Source organism: Couchioplanes azureus, assembly GCF_014648355.1.
Lineage (GTDB): Bacteria > Actinomycetota > Actinomycetes > Mycobacteriales > Micromonosporaceae > Actinoplanes > Actinoplanes azureus.
In genome coordinates, this window is the sequence record NZ_BMQY01000010.1 from 169,486 (window position 1) to 186,969 (window position 17,484).

General features: G+C 72.8%; 16 protein-coding genes and 1 pseudogene. 5 read left to right on the forward strand and 12 right to left on the reverse strand.

Translation table 11 applies throughout. The features are described 5' to 3' along the window. Both IEY99_RS28695 and IEY99_RS28700 read left to right on the forward strand, forming a co-directional pair. Complete coding sequence (locus IEY99_RS28695) at window positions 1-1,434, forward strand: ABC transporter ATP-binding protein (RefSeq protein ID WP_189207199.1); 1,434 nt, start codon at window positions 1-3, stop codon at window positions 1,432-1,434. Then, a complete protein-coding gene (locus IEY99_RS28700; protein ID WP_189207200.1) occupies window positions 1,431-2,234 on the forward strand; it encodes an energy-coupling factor transporter transmembrane component T family protein in 804 nt (267 codons plus the stop codon). Before IEY99_RS28695 ends, IEY99_RS28700 begins: the two co-directional genes overlap by 4 nt. A gap of 9 nt (window positions 2,235-2,243) precedes the next feature. On the opposite strand, the gene IEY99_RS28705 is transcribed toward IEY99_RS28700, so the two are convergent. Further along, window positions 2,244-3,842, reverse strand: a complete 1,599-nt coding sequence (locus tag IEY99_RS28705) for an MDR family MFS transporter (protein WP_189207201.1) — start codon at window positions 3,840-3,842, stop codon at window positions 2,244-2,246. A gap of 649 nt (window positions 3,843-4,491) precedes the next feature. On the opposite strand from IEY99_RS28705, the gene IEY99_RS28710 reads away from it, so the two are divergent. Next, entirely contained in the window at window positions 4,492-4,788 is a 297-nt protein-coding gene (locus IEY99_RS28710) for an MTH1187 family thiamine-binding protein (RefSeq protein WP_189207202.1), read from the forward strand. Between the two features lie 194 nt (window positions 4,789-4,982). After that, window positions 4,983-5,657 (forward strand): haloacid dehalogenase-like hydrolase, encoded by a 675-nt coding sequence (locus IEY99_RS28715; RefSeq protein WP_229799335.1) that lies wholly within the window; start codon window positions 4,983-4,985, stop codon window positions 5,655-5,657. Window positions 5,658-5,839: 182 nt separating this feature from the next. Here the strand turns inward: IEY99_RS28715 and IEY99_RS28720 are convergent, their stop codons facing one another. Both IEY99_RS28720 and recO read right to left on the reverse strand, forming a co-directional pair. Further along, window positions 5,840-6,619: an isoprenyl transferase gene (locus IEY99_RS28720; protein ID WP_189207204.1), complete on the reverse strand. Its 780-nt coding sequence runs from the start codon at window positions 6,617-6,619 to the stop codon at window positions 5,840-5,842. 176 nt (window positions 6,620-6,795) lie between these two features. Beyond that, window positions 6,796-7,566: pseudogene (gene recO / locus IEY99_RS28725) on the reverse strand (DNA repair protein RecO); the annotation flags it as partial. 118 nt (window positions 7,567-7,684) lie between these two features. Between recO and IEY99_RS28730 the strand changes: the two are divergent. Next, window positions 7,685-8,473 carry a DUF4097 family beta strand repeat-containing protein gene (locus IEY99_RS28730; RefSeq protein WP_229799336.1) on the forward strand — a complete coding sequence of 263 codons (789 nt, stop codon included), beginning with the start codon at window positions 7,685-7,687 and terminating at the stop codon, window positions 8,471-8,473. Between the two features lie 7 nt (window positions 8,474-8,480). Here IEY99_RS28730 and era read toward each other — a convergent pair whose 3' ends face one another. The 9 genes from era to IEY99_RS28775 form a co-directional block, all read right to left on the reverse strand. Next, window positions 8,481-9,356: a GTPase Era gene (gene era, locus IEY99_RS28735; protein WP_189207274.1), complete on the reverse strand. Its 876-nt coding sequence runs from the start codon at window positions 9,354-9,356 to the stop codon at window positions 8,481-8,483. Between the two features lie 341 nt (window positions 9,357-9,697). Next, entirely contained in the window at window positions 9,698-10,069 is a 372-nt protein-coding gene (locus tag IEY99_RS28740) for a cytidine deaminase-like protein (protein WP_189207205.1), read from the reverse strand. Continuing rightward, a complete protein-coding gene (locus IEY99_RS28745) occupies window positions 10,062-11,555 on the reverse strand; it encodes a hemolysin family protein (protein WP_373293457.1) in 1,494 nt (497 codons plus the stop codon). Before IEY99_RS28745 ends, IEY99_RS28740 begins: the two co-directional genes overlap by 8 nt. 5 nt (window positions 11,556-11,560) lie before the next feature. Next, complete coding sequence (gene ybeY / locus IEY99_RS28750; protein ID WP_071807580.1) at window positions 11,561-12,031, reverse strand: rRNA maturation RNase YbeY; 471 nt, start codon at window positions 12,029-12,031, stop codon at window positions 11,561-11,563. 141 nt (window positions 12,032-12,172) lie between these two features. Then, window positions 12,173-13,231, reverse strand: a complete 1,059-nt coding sequence (locus IEY99_RS28755) for a PhoH family protein (protein ID WP_189207206.1) — start codon at window positions 13,229-13,231, stop codon at window positions 12,173-12,175. A gap of 246 nt (window positions 13,232-13,477) precedes the next feature. Beyond that, window positions 13,478-14,869, reverse strand: coding sequence for a serine hydrolase domain-containing protein (locus IEY99_RS28760; protein ID WP_229799337.1), 1,392 nt, complete (start codon window positions 14,867-14,869; stop codon window positions 13,478-13,480). A 36-nt stretch (window positions 14,870-14,905) separates the two neighbouring features. Further along, window positions 14,906-15,355 carry a hypothetical protein gene (locus tag IEY99_RS28765; protein WP_189207207.1) on the reverse strand — a complete coding sequence of 150 codons (450 nt, stop codon included), beginning with the start codon at window positions 15,353-15,355 and terminating at the stop codon, window positions 14,906-14,908. A gap of 149 nt (window positions 15,356-15,504) precedes the next feature. Beyond that, window positions 15,505-16,374 (reverse strand): Sco1979 family transcriptional regulator, encoded by an 870-nt coding sequence (locus IEY99_RS28770; RefSeq protein ID WP_189207208.1) that lies wholly within the window; start codon window positions 16,372-16,374, stop codon window positions 15,505-15,507. A gap of 72 nt (window positions 16,375-16,446) precedes the next feature. Continuing rightward, entirely contained in the window at window positions 16,447-17,325 is an 879-nt protein-coding gene (locus tag IEY99_RS28775) for a hypothetical protein (RefSeq protein WP_229799338.1), read from the reverse strand. Window positions 17,326-17,484 lie beyond the last annotated feature (159 nt).

The following is a 17,484-nucleotide window of genomic DNA, read 5'->3' on the forward strand; positions in this document are numbered from 1 at the left end:
ATGGCGGAGGTCGTGCTGCGGGGCTTCGGCTGGCGCCATGCCGGGCGCCGGGCCTGGGCGATCCGCGGCGTCGACCTGCGCATCCGCAGCGGCGAGCGGGTGCTGCTGCTCGGCCCGTCCGGGGCGGGCAAGAGCACCCTGCTCGCCGCGCTCGCCGGGCTGCTGCCGGAGGACTCCGGCGAGTCGGAGGGCACGGTCACCGTCGACGGGCGCGACCCGCACGCCCGGGAGAGCGCCGGCCTGCTCTTCCAGGACCCGCAGACCCAGCTCGTGATGGCCCGCAGCGGCGACGACGTGGCCTTCGGCCTGGAGAACAGGGGCGTGCCCGCCGGTGAGATCTGGCCACGGGTCAGCGACGCGCTGGACCGGGTCGGCTTCCCGTACCCGATCACCAGGCCGACCCACGCCCTCTCCGGCGGCGAGCAGCAACGCCTGGCGCTGGCGGGAGTCCTCGCCCTGCGGCCCGGCCTGCTGCTGCTCGACGAGCCCACCGCCAACCTCGACCCGGCCGGCGGCACCCTGATCCGCGAGGCGATCGCCCGGGCCGTCGGCCGCGACACCACCCTGATCCTCGTCGAGCACCGCGTCGAGCAGGCGCTGCCCCTGATCGACCGGGTGGTGGTGCTCGCGCCGGGCGGCGGCGTGGCCGCCGACGGCGCGCCCGAGGTGGTCTTCGCCGGTCACGGCCCGGCGCTGGCCGAGCAGGGGGTCTGGGTGCCGGGATATCCGCTGCCCCGGCACCGGGCCGTCGCCGGTCCCGGAGATGCTCTGGTACGGGCGCAGGCCGTCGCCGTCGATCGCCGCCTCCCGCCCGTACGGCTCGAGGCCCGCGCCGGCGAGGCCCTCGCGGTGACCGGCCCCAACGGTGCGGGCAAGTCCACCCTGGCGCTCGTCCTCGGCGGGCTCCTGGCGCCGACCTCGGGCACGGTGACCGCCTTCGACGATCCGTCGCCCCCGCACCGCTGGCGCGCCGCGACGCTGACCCGGCGCATCGGCTCGGTCTTCCAGGCCCCGGAACACCAGTTCGTCACCTCCCGGGTCGCCGACGAGCTCGCCCTCGGCCCCCGCCGCCTGCGCCGCCCGGCCGCCGAGGTGTCGGCCACCGTGGACGAGCTGCTGGCCCGGCTGCGGCTGACGGCGCTGGCGGAGGCCAACCCGTACACCCTCTCCGGGGGTGAGGCGCGCCGGCTCAGCGTGGCGACCGCCCTGGCGACCCGGCCCCGCCTGCTCGTGCTCGACGAGCCGACCTTCGGCCAGGACCGCGGCACCTGGATCGACCTGGTGGCCCTGCTCGCCCGGCTGCGCGACGAGGGCCACGGCATCCTCGCGGTGACCCACGACGAGGCGTTCGCCGACTCCCTGGCCGACCGGGTCCACGACCTGACCCCGGCCCTGCCCCACGCCCACCGCCGGCCCGACCGCAGACCGGCATGACGCTCGCCTGGGAGCCGGTCGCGGATCCGGCGGCGCCGCTCGCCCGCCGCAACCCGGTGGCGAAGCTCGGCGCGGCCCTGCTGTTCTCGCTGCCGCTGATCGCCACCCTCGACCCGCTCACCCCGGCCCTCGCTGTCGCCGTCGAGCTGGCCCTGCTGCCCTTCTTCGGCGTACGCCTGCGCGTCCTGGCCCGGCGGGCCTGGCCGCTGACGCTCGCGGCGGGCGGCGTTCTCGTGACGATGGTGCTGTTCGCCGCCGAGCGCACCGGCACGCTGCTGGTCGCGCTCGGCCCGTTCGACGTGACCACCGGCGTGGTCTCCACCGCCCTGGCCCTGGTGCTGCGGATCTTCGCGGTGGCGCTGCCGGGCGTCGTCGTCTTCGCCACCACCGACCCGACCGACCTGGCGGACGCCCTGGTGCAGAACGCCAAGGCGCCCGCCCGCTTCGCCATCGGCGCGCTGGCGGCCTTCCGCCTGATCCCGCTGCTGGCCCAGGAGTGGCAGATGCTGAGCCTGGCCCGCCGGGCCCGCGGCATCGACGCGGGCCGCAACCCGCTGGCTCACCTGCGGATCTTCGGCTCGACCGCGTTCGCCCTGCTGGTGGGCGCTTTGCGGCGAGGGGTCCGGCTGGCGACGGCGATGGACGCCCGGGGCTTCGACTCCCGCACGCCCCGGACCCACGCCCGCCGCCAGCACTTCGGCCCGGCCGACGCCGCCCTGCTGGCGGGCGCGGCCGTGCTGTCGGCCGCGGCCCTGACCACCAGCGTGCTGACCGGCTTCTTCACCCCGATTCTGGGCTGAGAACCGCCGTCAGTGGAGCGCGGCGGCCGCCTCCTCCTGCGCGCGGCGCTCGTCGCCGCTCAGCGTGTGCAGCGGTTTCTCCTTGATGAACAGGACCGCGATCACGGCGAGCAGTGCGATCGGGGCGCCGACCAGGAAGAGGCCGGCGGTGGCCTCGCCGTACACGTCCCGGACGACGGCCAGCACCTGCGGCGGCAGGGTGGCCAGATCCGGGACCTTCGCCGTGCCGCCCGTGGCCGCGGGCGCGCCGAAGCGCTCGGCCAGCAACGAGGTCACGTGGTTGGCCAGCACGGCGCCCAGCGCGCTGACGCCGATCGCCCCGCCCATGGTCCGGAAGAACGTCAGCGACGACGTGGTGGCGCCCAGCTCCTGGGCGGGAACGTCGTTCTGGGCCGCCAGCACCAGGTTCTGCATCAGCATGCCGACGCCGATGCCGAGCACCGCCATGAACAGCGACAGCGTCGGTACGCCGGTGTGCGCGTCGATGGTGCTCAGCAGCAGCATGCCCCCGGTCATCACCACCGCGCCGGTCACCAGGTACGCCTTCCAGCGGCCGTACCTGGTGATCAGCTGGCCCGCCACCGTCGACGACACCAGCACCCCCGCGATGAGCGGCAGGCTCATCAGGCCGGCAACCGTCGGCGACTTGCCGAGCGAGATCTGGAAGTACTGCGACAGGAACACGGTGCCGCCGAACATGGCCAGGCCGACCAGCACGCTGGCGACGATCGCCAGCGACACCGTCCGGTTGCGGAAGATGCTCAGCGGGATGATCGGCTCCTTGGCCCGGGACTCCACGTACACGGCGAGGGTGAGCAGCAGGAGCCCGCCCACGACGAAGGTGGCGGTCTGCCACGACGCCCAGGCGAACCGGTGGCCGGCCAGGGTCGACCAGATCAGCAGGTCGCACACGCCCCCGGTGACCAGGACGGCACCGAGCCAGTCGATGGAGACCGGCTTGCGCGGCGTTCGGGGCAGGTGCAGCGTCTTCTGCAGCAACGTGATCGCGGCCAGCGAGAACGGCACGCCGATGAGGAAGCACCAGCGCCAGCCCAGCCAGGAGGTGTCCACCAGCACGCCGCCGATGAGCGGGCCGGCGATGGTCGCGACGCCGAAGACGGCGCCGAACAATCCGGAATAGCGGCCGAGCTGCCGCGGCGGGATCATCGCCGCCATCACGATCAGCGCGAGCGAGCCCATGCCGCCCGCGCCGACGCCCTGCACGACCCGGCTGACGAGCAGCACCCCGACGTCCGGCGCGAGGCCGGCGATCAGCGAGCCGACGACGAACATGCCGAGCGAGAGCTGAATGAGGAGTTTCTTGCTGTAGAGGTCGGCCATCTTGCCCCACAACGGCACGGTCGCCGTCATGGCCAGGAGCTCGGTGGTGACGATCCAGGTGTACACCGACTGGCTGCCGTCCAGGTCGGCGATGATCCGCGGAAGCGCGTTGGACACGATCGTCGAGGCGAGGATGGTGACGAACATGCCGAGCATCAGGCCGGAGAGCGCCTGGACTACCTCGCGGTGCGACATCTTCCCGGCGGTTTCCGCCGATTTGTCTCCAGTGGTCTCGGGCTGGTCGGGCGAGCTGGTGACTGACGTCATCGATCTCCTCTGGTGAGGTCGTCCGCCGGTAATGCGTGGGTACCGGCATCGGTCAGCGATTCTGCGCCACCCCCAGGGCCTTGCCGCAAGCCCTATATTGCGATATAGGTTAGAACTGGAAGGAGTGTGTATCTCCTCCTTCGAACCCCTCATCCCCTACCGTCAGCCACGCCGGCGTACGGCCGGCACGGCGAGCGACGCGAGGACGGCGAGGGCCCCCACTCCGGCACAGACCGCGAAACCGGTGGTGAACGCGCCGTCGGCCGGCAGACCCTGCGGCGTGCTGTGCGCGGGAGATCACCGCCGCCGCCGGCGAGCAGGACCTGATCGGGCCCCTGCGCGACCTGACCACGGCACTGCTGGGTGATCCGCCGGAACCGAAGCCCTGACCTGTCGCACGGCGAGGTCCGCACCGGGCGCGGCCCGTGGCCATGCCGGCCGGTCCGGTGGCCTGCCAGCCGGCTCGGTGGCCTGCCGGCCGGCTCGGTGGCCTGCCAGCCGGCTCGGCGGCCTGCCAGCCGGCTCGGTGGCCTGCCGGTCCGCTCGGCGGCCTGCCAGCCGGCTCGGCGGCCTGCCGGTCCGCTCGGCGGCCTGCCGGTCCGCTCGGCGGCCTGCCGGTCCGCTCGGCGGCCGTGCCACGATGAGGCTCATGCTGATCGCCTTCTCCGTCACCCCCATCGGCGTCTCCGAGTCCGTCGGCGACCTCGTCGCCGAGGCCGTCCGGGTGGTGCGCGCCTCCGGCCTGCCGAACCGCACCGACGCGATGTTCACCACGATCGAGGGCGAGTGGGACGAGGTCATGGCCGTCGTCAAGCATGCCGTCGACGCCGTCGCCGCCCAGGCTCCGCGGGTCAGCCTGTCGCTGAAAGCCGACATACGGCCCGGGGTCACCGGTGCGCTGGAGTCGAAGGTGGAGCACATCGAACGCAGACTGGCCGACCAGTGAGGCGGCTGGCCCCGCGGCGGATTTGCACGTCTGCCGTCGCCGCCGACCGCCTCGACCCGCTCGGCGGTGCGGGGCACATCGAGCGCAAGTGGACTCAGCGGTGAGGCGGCCGGTTGCGCGACACATCGAGCGCAAGCGGGCTCAGCGGTGAGGCGGCCGGTTGCGCGACACGTCGGGCGCAGGCGGGCTCAGCGGTGAGGCGGCTGGTCATGTGGGACATCGACCACACGTTGCTGCGCGGCGGAGATGTTGCCGCGCGGGCGTGGGTGGCCGCGTTCACCGAGGTGACGGGGCTGGCCTGGCGGGCGACTCCGGCCTTCGCGGGACGTACCGACCTGGACATCTGCGCCGAGGTCTTCGCCGTGCACGGAGTCACCGACTGCACGCCCGAGCGGTTCTTCGCCCGCTACGTGGAGCAGGTGCACGCCTCGCGCCATCTCTTCGCCGAGCGGGGAACGCTGCTGCCCGGGGTGCGGGCCGTCCTCGACGCGCTGGGCACCCGCGACGACGTGGTGCAGACGCTGGTCACCGGCAACGTGCCGCAGGTCGCCGCGGCCAAGATCGCGGCCTTCGGCCTGACGGGTGTGTTCGACGCGGAAGTCGGTGGTTACGGCACGGACGACAGCGTGCGCGCGACGCTCGTCCGCCGCTCCCGGGAACGCGCGGAGGCAAAATACGGCGAGAGCTTCCGCCCGGTCGTCATCGGCGACACGGCACACGACGTGTCGGCGGCCCTGGCGAACGACGCCCTCGCCGTCGGCGTGGCGACCGGCGGCACCACCATGGCCGAACTGGCCCACGCCGGCGCCCATGCCGTCCTGCCCGACCTCTCGGACGTCGCAGCGACCATCGACATCATCACCGCCTGACCACAACCCCGGTGGGCGCTTCACCAACCCGCGCTTGCCCCAGCGATGACCCGGACGCTGCCCACCGACCCGGCAGGGCGCGGGTGTCAGCGCCGGGTGTCAGCGCTAGGCCGGCGCCCGGCGCAGGTCGCCGGCCTACAGAAGAATCCGCTGCACACGGCGGGTCACCCGGGGCACCGGCGTCACCGAGGGGCGATCGGGTTCGGGATCGCGCCGCCGAAGCGGCGGTCGCGCTGGGCGTACAGCTCGCAGGCGTACCAGAGGTGGCGGCGGTCGAAGTCGGGCCAGAGCGTGTCGAGGAACACCAGCTCCGCATAGGCCGACTGCCAGAGCAGGAAGTTGGACGTGCGCTGCTCGCCCGAGGGGCGCAGGAACAGGTCCACCTCCGGCACCTCGGGGTGGTAGAGGTACTTCTGGATGGTCTTCTCGTTGACCTTGTCGGCCCGCAGCTTCCCGGCCGCCACGTCCCGGGCGATCGCCGCCGCCGCGTCCGCGATCTCGGCCTGGCCACCGTAGTTGACGCAGAACTGCAGGGTGAGCGTCTTGTTGCCGCGGGACATCTCCTCGGCGGTCTGCAGCTCCGAGATCACGCTCTTCCAGAGCCGGCCCGCGCGGCCCGACCAGATCACCCTGACGCCGAGGTCGACGAGCTGGTCGCGGCGGCGGCGGATGACGTCGCGGTTGAAGCCCATGAGGAAGCGGACCTCCTCCGGCGAGCGCTTCCAGTTCTCGGTCGAGAACGCGTACGCCGACAGGTAGGGGATGCCGAGCTCGATGGCGCCCTCGATGGCGTCGAACAGCGAGTGCTCGCCCTGCTCGTGGCCCTTGGTGCGGGAGAGGCCGCGCTCCTTGGCCCAGCGGCCGTTGCCGTCCATCACCAGCGCCACGTGCCGCGGGATCGCGTCCTTGGGCAGCGCCGGCGGCGTCGCGCCGGAGATGTGCGGGGTGGGCGGACGTGTCACAGGATCTCCCGTTGCTCGCTGATGATGGGGTGACGCGGAACCGGCGCCGGCTCCCGACGATCGGCACCCGAAGCCGGCGCCGGCTCCCGACGAACGGCACCCGAAGCCGGCGCCGGCTCCCGACGAACGGCACCCGAAGCCGGCGGCGACTCCCGCGGGTCGGCCCGCGGAGCCGGCGGGGACTCGCGGCGGTCGACGAGGGGCAGGGCGCGCAGGTTGCGCTCCATGTGCCATTGCAGGTGGGCGGCGACCAGACCGCTGCACTCGCGGCGCACCGGCGGCTCGGCGCCGTCGGCGATCTGCCAGTCGCCGTGGGTCAGGGCCAGCATCAGGCCGACCGTCGCCGGGGCGGGATGCGCCGCGCCGGGCGGGCGGCACTCCGGGCAGACCGAGCCGCCGGCCGGCACCGAGAACGCGCCGTGCCGGCCGGGCGTGCCGCAGACCGCGCACTCGGCCAGCGCCGGCGCCCACCCGGCGAACGCCATGCCGCGCAGCAGGTAGGCGTCGAGGACGAGGCTCGTGGCGTGCTCCCCCGCGGCCAGCGCCTTCAGCGCGCCGAGGGTGAGCTGGAAGAGCCGCAGCGACGGCTCGCGCTCCACCGGGGTGAGGCGCTCGGCGGTCTCGGCGATCGCGCTCGCGGCGGTGTAGCGGGGGTAGTCCTCCAGGAACCGCTTGCCGTAGAGGGCGAGGCCCTCGACCTGGCTGATCGAGTGCAGGCTGCTGCCCACCCCCTCGGGCGAGCCGGCGAGCTGCAGGTCGACGTGGCCGAACGGCTCGAGCCGGGCCCCGAAGCGGGAGGTGGTGCGGCGCACGCCCCGGGCGACGGCGCGCAGCCGGCCGTGCCGGCGGGTCAGCAGGGTGATGATCCGGTCGCTCTCGCCGAGTTTCTGCACGCGCAGCACCACCGCGTCGTCGCGGTAGAGCTGGCGGCGGTATCCGGCGGGCACGCAGACATTCTGCCCGGTGGGTACGACAGACCCTGACCCGGATCTCAGGGTCTTCTCGGGGGCGGCTGGGTGGAGGGACGGATGGCGCCGGGCGTACCCGGGCTCATAGGTTCTGACCATGACAGCGAGGCTGACCCGGCGCGCCGGCGCACTCACCCTGATCGCCGCCGCGGCGACGGCCCTCACCGGCTGCGACGGCGCGATCGGCGCCAAGCTCACCTACGAGGACACGGAGAAGGTGAAGGTCACCGAGATCGTGGTGGCGGGGGCCTCCGGGGACGTCCGGGTGCGGACCGCGGCGATCGGCGAGACCCACATCAAGCGCGTGGTCCGCGGCGGCACGAGCGATCCGGGTGCCTCGTACCAGCTCTCCGGCACCACCCTGACCGTCGACACGAGCTGCGGCGACGACTGCCACGCCTCGTACGAGATCGAGGCGCCCACCGGCGTCGCCGTCCGCGGCACCCTGCGCTCCGGCTACCTGGACCTGCTCGGCGTGGCGACCGCCGACGTCAGCGTGACCTCCGGCGAGATCCACATCGAACAGGCCACCGGCGAGGTGAAGGCGAAGGCCACCTCGGGCAACATCGTCGCCAACCGCCTCGCCGGCCCGGCCACCCTGATCGCCACCTCCGGCAACATCGAGGCCCTGGAGCTGACCGGCGGCGGCGCGATCCGCGCGGAGGCCAGCTCGGGCAACGTCGACCTGCTCCTGCGCGAGCCGGCGTCGGTGACCGCCGGGGCGACGAGCGGCAACGTCGACCTGGCGGTACCGGCCGGCTCCTACCGGATCGTGGAGCAGGTCGGCGCCGGCAGACTCGACTCCCAGGTGCGTTCCGACCCGAAGGCGAAGCAGGTGCTCACCGTGCGGACGAGCAGCGGCGACGCCACGATCAGGACCACGTAGGAGCCGGTCAGAACCCGAGCCGGCGGAGCTGCTTCGGGTCGCGCTGCCACTCCTTCGCGACGCGGACGTGCAGATCGAGGTAGACCTTGCGGCCCAGCAAGGTCTCGATCCCGGCGCGTGCGCGGGTGCCGACGTCCTTCAGTCGGGCGCCGCGGGTACCGATGACGATCGACTTCTGGCTGTCGCGCTCGACGTACACATTGGCATAGATCTTGGTGGTCTGCCCCTCGACGAGCATCTCCTCGACCAGCACGGCGATCGAGTGCGGCAGCTCGTCGCGCACGCCCTCGAGCGCGGCCTCCCGGATCAGCTCGCCGATGAGGACCTGTTCGGGCTCCTCGGTGAGCACGTCGTCGGGGTAGAGCGGCGGCGACTCCGGAAGATGGCCGACGATCACGTCGACCAGCGTCTCCACCTGATGGCCGGAGACCGCGCTGACCGGCACGATGTCGGCGAAGTCGTACAGCCGGCTCACCTCGAGCAGGCGCTCCGCGAGGACGGCCGGAGGAACCAGGTCGACCTTGGTGACGACGGCGATGACCGTGGCCTTGAGCTCGGCGATCTCCGCGGAGATGAACCGGTCCCCGGCGCCCACCGGCTCGTCGGCCGGGAAGCACACGCCGATCACGTCGACCTCGCTCCACGTCTCCCGCACGAGGTCGTTGAGCCGCTCCCCGAGCAGCGTGCGCGGCCGGTGCAGCCCCGGCGTGTCGACCAGCACGAGCTGGGCGTTCTCCCGGTGCAGCACGCCCCGGATGACGTGCCGGGTGGTCTGCGGCTTGTTCGAGGTGATCGCGATCTTCTGCCCGATGATCGCATTGGTCAGCGTCGACTTACCGGCGTTCGGCCGCCCGACGAAACAGGCGAAACCCGCGCGATACACGTCGTCCACCGGCCGGGTGGGGCGCGCGGCCTTGTGCCGGTGCTTCTTCACCCCGGCTACCGTACGGGCGTTCCCCGAACCCGCCTTGGCCCGTGGCCCCGAGCTCACGGCTTCCCCGGACGTCCCGCCACCTCTTGCGCGACTGTCCTTCGGGTCTCTCCCGGGCCTCTTTCCGGTCGCGCTCTTCTTCCCGGAAACATCAGCATTTCCAGGACGGCCGCCTGCCTCCTGCCGCCGGACGTCCGCTTCCTGCTGCCTGCGTGCCGCGCGGCGCTCCCGGCGGCGCTGCTCGTTGCGCTCCCCCGGCGTGAGCCTGCGCTCCTCGCCGCCCGTCGGTTCCGTCACTCCGTCACCGTGCCGAGCAGGGTGCCGTCCGGCGCCGCCACGTACACCGGGGCGTCGTCGGCCAGGTCCCGCACCGCGGCGTGACCGGCGCCGTCGAGGGTGGCGGACTCCGTCGCCACCGCCGCGGCCTCGATCGTGGTCGCGCCCGCCGCCACCGCCGAGGCCACCGCGAGCTGCAGGGCGGTCACCTGCAGGCTGGGCAGGGACACCGTCGCGGCGGCGTAGGTGCGGCCGTCCTGGTCGCGTACCGATGCTCCCTCGGTCGCGCCCACCCGGGCGCGGGCGCCGCGGGCCAGGGTGACCAGCTTCGCGTCCTCGGCGCTGAGCTCGGCGTCCGCGGTGCCGGCGGGAATGCTCTGATCAGGCATCGGCGTGCTGTCTTTCCTCGGTCTCGGGGGCGTTCTCGTCGCCGGAGTCCTCCGACGGGGGCTCGACCCGGCGCACCAGCACCGAGTCGATGCGATTGCGGCGGCCGGTGGTGCCCTCGGCGATCAGGTGCAGGCCGCCCACGTCGACGGTGGCGCCGGGGATCGGCACCCGCCCCAGCGTCTGGGCCAGCAGGCCGCCGACCGTCTCCACCTCGTCGGCGGGCAGCTCGACGCCGAAGATCTCGCCCAGGTCCTCGATCGGCAGGCGCGCGGTGACCCGGACCGCGCCTCCGTCCAGGTGCTCGACCGGGGGCCGCTCCACGTCGTACTCGTCGGTGATCTCGCCGACGATCTCCTCGAGGATGTCCTCGATGGTCACCAGCCCGGCCGTGCCGCCGTACTCGTCGACGACGATGACCAGGTGCATGCGGGCCGCCTGCATCTCCGAGAGCAGGTCGTCGACCGGCTTCGACTCGGGCACGAACGTCGCGGGGCGCATCAGCTCGGCGACCGCCACCGCGGAGGAGCCCGGGTCGCCGTTCTGGGTGCGGCGGACCACGTCCTTCAGGTAGAGCACGCCCAGCACGTCGTCGACGCTGTCGCCGATCACCGGGATGCGGGAGAAACCGGAGCGCAGGAAGAGGAACAGCGCCTGCTGCAACGTCTTCGGCGCCTCGATCCACACCATCTCGGTGCGCGGCACCATCACCTCGCGGGCGATGGTGTCGCCCAGCGCGAAGACCGAGTGGATCATCTCCCGCTCGCCGTGCTCGACGACCCCGCGCTGCTCGGCCAGGTCGACCAGCTCGCGCAGCTCCACCTGGCTGCCGAACGGCCCCTCGGGGAACCCCTTGCCCGGCGTGACGGCGTTGCCGATGAGGATCAGCAGCGACGCCAGCGGGTTCAACACCCGCCCGATCCAGCGCACGAGCGGGGCGGTCGCCTTGCCGACGGCGTACGCGTGCTGCCGCCCCACCGTCCGCGGCCCGACGCCGACCACGACGAAGCTGACCAGCGTCATCGCCCCGGCGGTGACGAGCGCGGCGCGCCATCCCGCGCCCCAGCTGTCGACCGCGACGAGCGCGACGAGCGTGGTGGCGGTCAGCTCGCAGAGCAACCGCAGGAGCAGCAGGAGGTTGAGGTGCCGCACCACGTCACCGGCGACGGCGGCCAGGGCGGCGGCACCGCGCTGCCCCTCCCGCTCCATCTCGGCGGCCCGCGCCGGCGAGACGGTCCCGAGCGCGGCGTCGGTCATGGACGCGAGCCCGGCGAGGAAGACGAGCACGGCCGCGTAGACGATGAGCTGAAGATCCGGCAGCCCGGCCGCACCCGCGCTGTCGGCCGCCGCGAGCAGAGCGGAAGGGTCGGCGGGCAGAGCGGAGGGCCCGGCGTGCAGGGCCGACGGGTCGGTCGCGAGTGGCGGCGGGGCTGTCGCGGCGAACGGCGCGGACAGGTGGGTCGCCGCGGCCGGTGAGGACGGCTCCATCGGGATCAGCCGGTCCGCCGTCCGGAGCGCCAGCTCTGCAGCAGCCGGGCCTGCAGGGCGAACATCTCGCGCTCCTCGTCGGGTTCGGCGTGGTCGTAACCGAGCAGGTGCAGCACGCCGTGCACGGTGAGCAGGTGCAACTCGTCCGCGGGGGTGTGCCCCGCGGCGGCGGCCTGCTTCGCCGCCACCTCCGGCGCCAGCACGATGTCGCCGAGCAGCGCCGGCTCGCCCGTGCCCGCCTCGCCCGGGCCGTGGTCGACGCTGCCCTCGTCCATCGGGAAGGCGAGGACGTCGGTCGGCCCGTCGCTGCCCATCCAGCGATGGTTGAGCTCGGTCATGTAGTCGATGTCGACGAGCAGGATCGACAGCTCGGCGAGCGGGTTGACCCCCATCTCCTCGAGCGCGTGCCGGGCCACCGCGAGAATCGCGTCGGTGTCGACCTCGACTCCCGACTCGTTGGCGATCTCGATGGACATGTGGTGCGTTACCCCTGGTCTCGAATCGGTACGGCCCCGCCGCTCCGGCGGGCACCGGTCTTCCACGTGCTGATTGTCCCCGCTCCCGGTCCGCCCGAGCGCCTGGGCCGCCTCGGCCGTCCCGGTCGGTGCATCGCCGGCTCAGCGCCGCCGTCGGCCGCCACCGGCGGCGCGTTCCTGCACCGCCCGGACGGACTGCTGGGTGGTCTGCTGTTCCTGGTCGGCGTCGTAGCGCGCGTACGCGTCGACGATCTCGGCGACCAGCCGGTGGCGGACCACGTCGGAGCTGGACAGCTCGGCGAAGTGCACGTCCTCGACGGCCTGCAGGATCTCGCGGACGACCCGCAGCCCGCTGGTGGTGCCGCCGGGCAGGTCGACCTGGGTGACGTCGCCGGTCACCACGATCTTGGCGCCGAAGCCGAGCCGGGTCAGGAACATCTTCATCTGCTCGGGCGTCGTGTTCTGCGCCTCGTCGAGGATGATGAAGGCGTCGTTGAGCGTGCGTCCCCGCATGTACGCCAGGGGCGCGACCTCGATGGTCCCCGCCTGCATGAGCCGCGGGATCGTCTCGGGGTCGAGCATGTCGTGCAGGGCGTCGTACAGCGGGCGCAGGTACGGGTCGATCTTCTCGTTGAGCGTGCCGGGCAGGAAGCCGAGGCGCTCGCCGGCCTCGACCGCCGGCCGGGTGAGGATGATCCGGTTGATCTGCTTCGCCTGCAGCGCCTGCACGGCCTTGGCCATGGCGAGGTAGGTCTTGCCGGTGCCGGCCGGGCCGATGCCGAACACGATCGTGTTCTCGTCGATGGCGTCGACATAGCGCTTCTGACCGAGCGTCTTGGGCCGGATGGTGCGCCCGCGCCGGGACAGGATGTTGAGCGTCAGCACGTCGGCCGGGCGCTCGGCGGTGTTCTGCTCCAGCATGGCGGCGGTCCGCCGGACCGCGTCGACGGTGAGCGTCTCACCCTTCTCGATGAGCTCGATGAGCTCGGAGAAGAGCCGCTCGGCGGTGGCGTTGTCGGCCGGTGCGCCGGTGATGGTGATCTCGTTCCCGCGGACGTGCACATCGCTGGCGAGGGTGCGCTCGACGAGCCGCAGGATCTCGTCCTTCGGGCCGAGCAGGTTCACCATGATCTTCGGGTCGGCGACCGAGATCCTGGTCTGCACCCGAGCGGCAGCGCTGCTGTGTTCGGTGCCGGTCATAGGGGCGGCCGTACGGCCTACGCCACCTGCTCTCTTTCTCATCACCGCCGTGGGGGCGGCGTGCGTAAGGATCGTGCCATCGTATCCGCTCGGGAGCGAACCCGCCGAGGCCATTATCGGCCGTTTCCGGGCGCCGCCGCCCGCGGGTGTCCCGCCCGGCGACCCCTCGGACCCCACGGCCTGGGGACATCGCACCGGCAGGATGGCCCACAATGCCGCTTTCCGCCCAAACAGACAGAGAGCGGGTCAGCCCTCGGACACCGGCACGCCGTCGAAGGTTTCCTGGACGCGCGTGAACCGGTAGGTCGCCCAATGCATCCGTACGACGGTTCCCTCGGCGTCCCGCGTCAGCCGCAGCAGCTCTCCCGCTTCCCTTCCCGACACCGTACGCAGAATGTCCGGTTGGTCCGGAATCGGGCGGAAGATCGACGGCGGCCGGTCGGCCGGGGCGTCCGCCGCGCGCGACTGCAGGGCGCCGTCGTGCCAGCTGAAGATGTGCGCGAAGCCCTCGCCCCACCACGGGCCCAGGATGCTGCGGTACTGCGGCGGGGCCGCCGGGCCCGGGGACCAGGGGCGGATGTCGGCCGGGTCGGCGTCGACCGCGATGGCCAGCAGCTCGTGGACCAGGTCGTTGATCTCTGTCGCCGTACCCGAGGAGGCCAGGACCGCCGCGCCCAGCGCGCCGGGGTTGCCCTCGCCGCCGCGGCGGCCGTAGACGCCGGCCAGGAAGCCCGGCATGGCGCCGTCGTGACCGACGTGCAGCACGCGCCCGCCCTGCGGAACGAGGATCAGGCCCAGGCCGAAACCGCCGGTCCACAGGGTCTCGTCGGTGGTCGTCCGCGGCCAGCGCATCTCGTCGAGGGTGGCCGGGGCCAGCACGCGGGCGTCCGGATCGACGATCTCGGGCGAGGCGAGGAACGCCGCCCAGCGGGCCATGTCGGTGGCCGTGCTCCACAGCTGCGCCGCCGGCGAGACGCCGCCCAGGTCCAGCCGGGGCTCGGGGCGCGCGGCGTCGGAGTAGGCGTCGACGAGGTAGCCGACCGCCGCCTCGGCGGTGGGGTCGACCGTGGTGGCGGTGAGTCCGAGCGGGTCGAGGATGCGCTCCTGCAGCACCGAGGCCCAGGTGCCGCCGCGCAGCCGGGCCACCAGCTGGCCGAGGAGGGCCAGGCCCAGGTTGGAGTAGTGGTAGCGGCGGTGGGCGGGCAGGACGCGCTCGGCGCGGGCCAGGTCGTCGAGCAGCCGGCGGTCGTCCGGGGCGGTCAGCACGTCCCAGACGTCGCCGTGCGGCTCGCGCTGGTAGCCCGCCGTGTGCGAGAGGAGGCCACGGATCGTCGCCGTGCCGTGCGCCGGGACGTCGAGGTGGGCGGAGACCGGGTCGTCGAGGTCGAGCAGGCCGTCGTCGCGGGCCTGGAGCACCAGGACGGCGGTGAGCGTCTTGGTCACCGAGCCGATGCGGAAGCGCGTGCCGGCGTCGAGCGGGCGGCGCGGGTCGCCGGACGTCCCGACGGTGCAGGTCCAGGGCTCCCGGTCGGCCCGGTGCAGCGCGACGGAGAGCGCCGGGACCCGGGCGTCGGCTTGGACCTTGCGGACGGCGCGCTCGAGGCGCCGGCGGGCGTGCGTCAGGCGTTCTGGCTCCACGACGAAGATCCTAGAGCCGCCGGCGCGCCGGCCGCGTCAGCCGACGCGGGTCACGACCAGGTCCAGGCCCTTGTCGGGGTCGTTGGTCCACACCACGGTGTAGCCGGGCCACTCGCCCTCGAGCCGGCCGTCGGCGGGCACGGTGGAGTACATCCGGGCGGTGAGGGCGCCCGGCATCTGGAGTGTCTCCATCACGCAGGTCATGGCCTGCTCGGGCAGGCCGCCGAGGACGGTCTTCCCGGAGCCGTCGACGGTCAGCTTGCGGTTGCGGTCGGAGAGCTTGAGACCCTGCTTGGCGGGGTCGCACTTGCCGATCACGGTCAGCATCGGGTCGGCCTCGGCGGCGGCGACCGGCGCGGCGTCGCCGGCGTCCTCGCCGTCGAGCAGGATCTTGGGTGCCAGGACGACGCCGACCGCGACGGCGACGACGGCGAGGAACACCCACGGGAGCGGACTTCGTTTGCGCGTGTGGCGGTGCTGGGTCATGACACGTCCTAGAGCGTCGAGGGGGAGGGGATCAACGCGAGGACGAAGTTTCCTCCGCGTGACGAACCGGGACAACGATCATGACTCGAACTCGGCCGAACGGACGAGTCGACAGTGGAAGAAAGTCCTACCCGACCCCCCAGCCGGCGCTAGCGCAGATCCCGCAGGGCCGCACGCAGCAGACCGGGGGTCTCGTCCGGCGGCGCCGCGTCGATGAACAGCCGGCCCATCGCCGCCGCGTAGTGGTCGACCTCCTCGCGCTTGTCCAGGTAGATGCCGCTGGTCAAGTGCTCGATGTAGACGACATCGGGCAGGTTCCGGTGGGGGAAGCGCAGGATGGTGAACGCGCCGCCCGCCGCGGCGTGGCCGCCGGAGCGGAACGGGATCACCTGGAGCCGGATGTACGGGTAGGCGGACATCTCCAGCAGGTACTCGACCTGCTCCCGCAGGACCGCCCGGCCGCCGATCGGGCGCTTGAGCACCGCCTCGTCGATCACCGCCCACAGGCGCGGCGGCTTCTCGCGGGCCAGCAGCCGTTTGCGGGCCATGCGCAGGTCGGCACGCCGGTCGATCTCCTCCGTCGAGGCGGTGCCGTGGCCGAGCATGATGACCGCGCGGGCGTACGCATCCGTCTGCAGCAGGCCCGGCACGAACTGGATCTCGTACGAACGGATCAGCTCGGCCGCCTGCTCCAGGTCCAGATAGTTCTGGAACCAGGTGGCCAGCACGTCGCCGTACGAGTGCCACCAGCCGGGCGAGTTCGCCTCGCGGGCGAGGGCGACCAGCCGGGCGTGCTCGCCGGGGTCGGTCACGCCGTACAGGGTGAGCAGGTCGGTGACGTCGCGCTCCTTGAACGCGACGCGGCCGAGCTCCATCCGGCTGATCTTCGACTCGGAGCCGCGGATCTCGTAGCCCGCGCGGTCGCGGGTGATCCCGGCCGCCAACCGCAGGCTGCGCAGGCGCGCGCCGAGCTGGAGCCGGCGAACCGTCGGCCCGCCGTTCTGCTCGGTGGCGCTCATCGTCGCGACAGCATAGACCCCTCTCCTGACGAAAGGGGCGGCCGGCGGCCACCCCTTTCGCCCGATGGGAGGTCAGAGCTTCACGGAGCCGATCCGGTTGTCGAACCCGATCTCCCGCAGATCGGCGATGCCGCCCACGTTCTCCGCGTCCAGCGCGCCCAGTTCCTTCGACTGTCCGGTGCAGCCCGGACCGCTCCAGATCTTGACCAGTCCGTCGAACACGATGGAGGACGCGGTCCCCGGTGCGGTGGCGTCGACACAGCCGCGCTTGCCCTCGATCAGCTGCGACTGCGCGTGCTTGTCGAAGACGTTGAAGGACCGGGCGCTGAAGAGCACGACGCGCTTCGCCGGGACGTTGCGCCCGCCGCCGTCACCGGGCGGAGGAGTCTCGCCCGCCTCGTCGACGCCGGCCTTCTTGCCGTCCGGCCGGACGCCGAACCAGGTGCCGCCGACGCCCTGTCCCTTGGTGTCGCCGGGCGCGGTGTCCTTGGCGAAGCGGTAGACCGGCCATCCCCCGACGGTCACCTGGAGCCGGCCGTCGTCGCGCTTGACGACACCGACCTTGCTCTTCTGGACCCCGGCGAGGAAGATCCGGCCGCCCGGCTTCACGGTCACCGGCGGCCACTTCGCCGCGCAGTCGCCGTTGCACGTGGACTTCGACGGCTTCGCCGTGTCCTGGTCGAACCGGTAGAGCGTCAGGCCCGCGCCGTTCACCAGCACCGGGTCGAGGTCCCCGGCCCGAGCGGCGGTCAGCTGCACCCACTTCTGCGACACGGTCGCGGCCTCGCCGGTCGGGGTGCCGCCCTTCGGCGCCGCCCAGTCACCGGTGCCACGCAGCGCCTGAGAGCTTTCCGCCGTACCCGTGACCAGATCGGCCAGGGCCGCCACCGGCGCGGCGGCGGGCACGGACGAGGTGCTGCCGCACGCGGACAGGAGCAGCGCGCCACTCACGGCAACTGCGGCAAAAGAAAGCATTCGCGGGGATTGCATGACGGGGCCCTTTCTAGTGGCCTTTGCGGTACGAACGCCCTTCACACGTAGGACCCCGCGAAGCGGTTCAGGCCGCCGGCCCACCCCTCGGCGACCTCCCGGATATCACCTGGTCAGAGG

Excerpts from the sequence above, each read along its gene's own strand:
- IEY99_RS28730 (WP_229799336.1), top strand. The coding sequence starts at position 7,685 with ATGACAGCGAGGCTGACCCGGCGCGCCGGCGCACTCACCCTGATCGCC.
- IEY99_RS28705 (WP_189207201.1), bottom strand. The coding sequence starts at position 3,842 with ATGACGTCAGTCACCAGCTCGCCCGACCAGCCCGAGACCACTGGAGAC.
- IEY99_RS28740 (WP_189207205.1), bottom strand. The coding sequence starts at position 10,069 with ATGCCTGATCAGAGCATTCCCGCCGGCACCGCGGACGCCGAGCTCAGC.
- IEY99_RS28695 (WP_189207199.1), top strand. The coding sequence starts at position 1 with ATGGCGGAGGTCGTGCTGCGGGGCTTCGGCTGGCGCCATGCCGGGCGC.
- IEY99_RS28765 (WP_189207207.1), bottom strand. The coding sequence starts at position 15,355 with ATGACCCAGCACCGCCACACGCGCAAACGAAGTCCGCTCCCGTGGGTG.
- IEY99_RS28770 (WP_189207208.1), bottom strand. The coding sequence starts at position 16,374 with ATGAGCGCCACCGAGCAGAACGGCGGGCCGACGGTTCGCCGGCTCCAG.
- IEY99_RS28700 (WP_189207200.1), top strand. The coding sequence starts at position 1,431 with ATGACGCTCGCCTGGGAGCCGGTCGCGGATCCGGCGGCGCCGCTCGCC.
- IEY99_RS28755 (WP_189207206.1), bottom strand. The coding sequence starts at position 13,231 with ATGACCGGCACCGAACACAGCAGCGCTGCCGCTCGGGTGCAGACCAGG.
- IEY99_RS28745 (WP_373293457.1), bottom strand. The coding sequence starts at position 11,555 with ATGGAGCCGTCCTCACCGGCCGCGGCGACCCACCTGTCCGCGCCGTTC.
- IEY99_RS28710 (WP_189207202.1), top strand. The coding sequence starts at position 4,492 with ATGCTGATCGCCTTCTCCGTCACCCCCATCGGCGTCTCCGAGTCCGTC.
- ybeY (WP_071807580.1), bottom strand. The coding sequence starts at position 12,031 with ATGTCCATCGAGATCGCCAACGAGTCGGGAGTCGAGGTCGACACCGAC.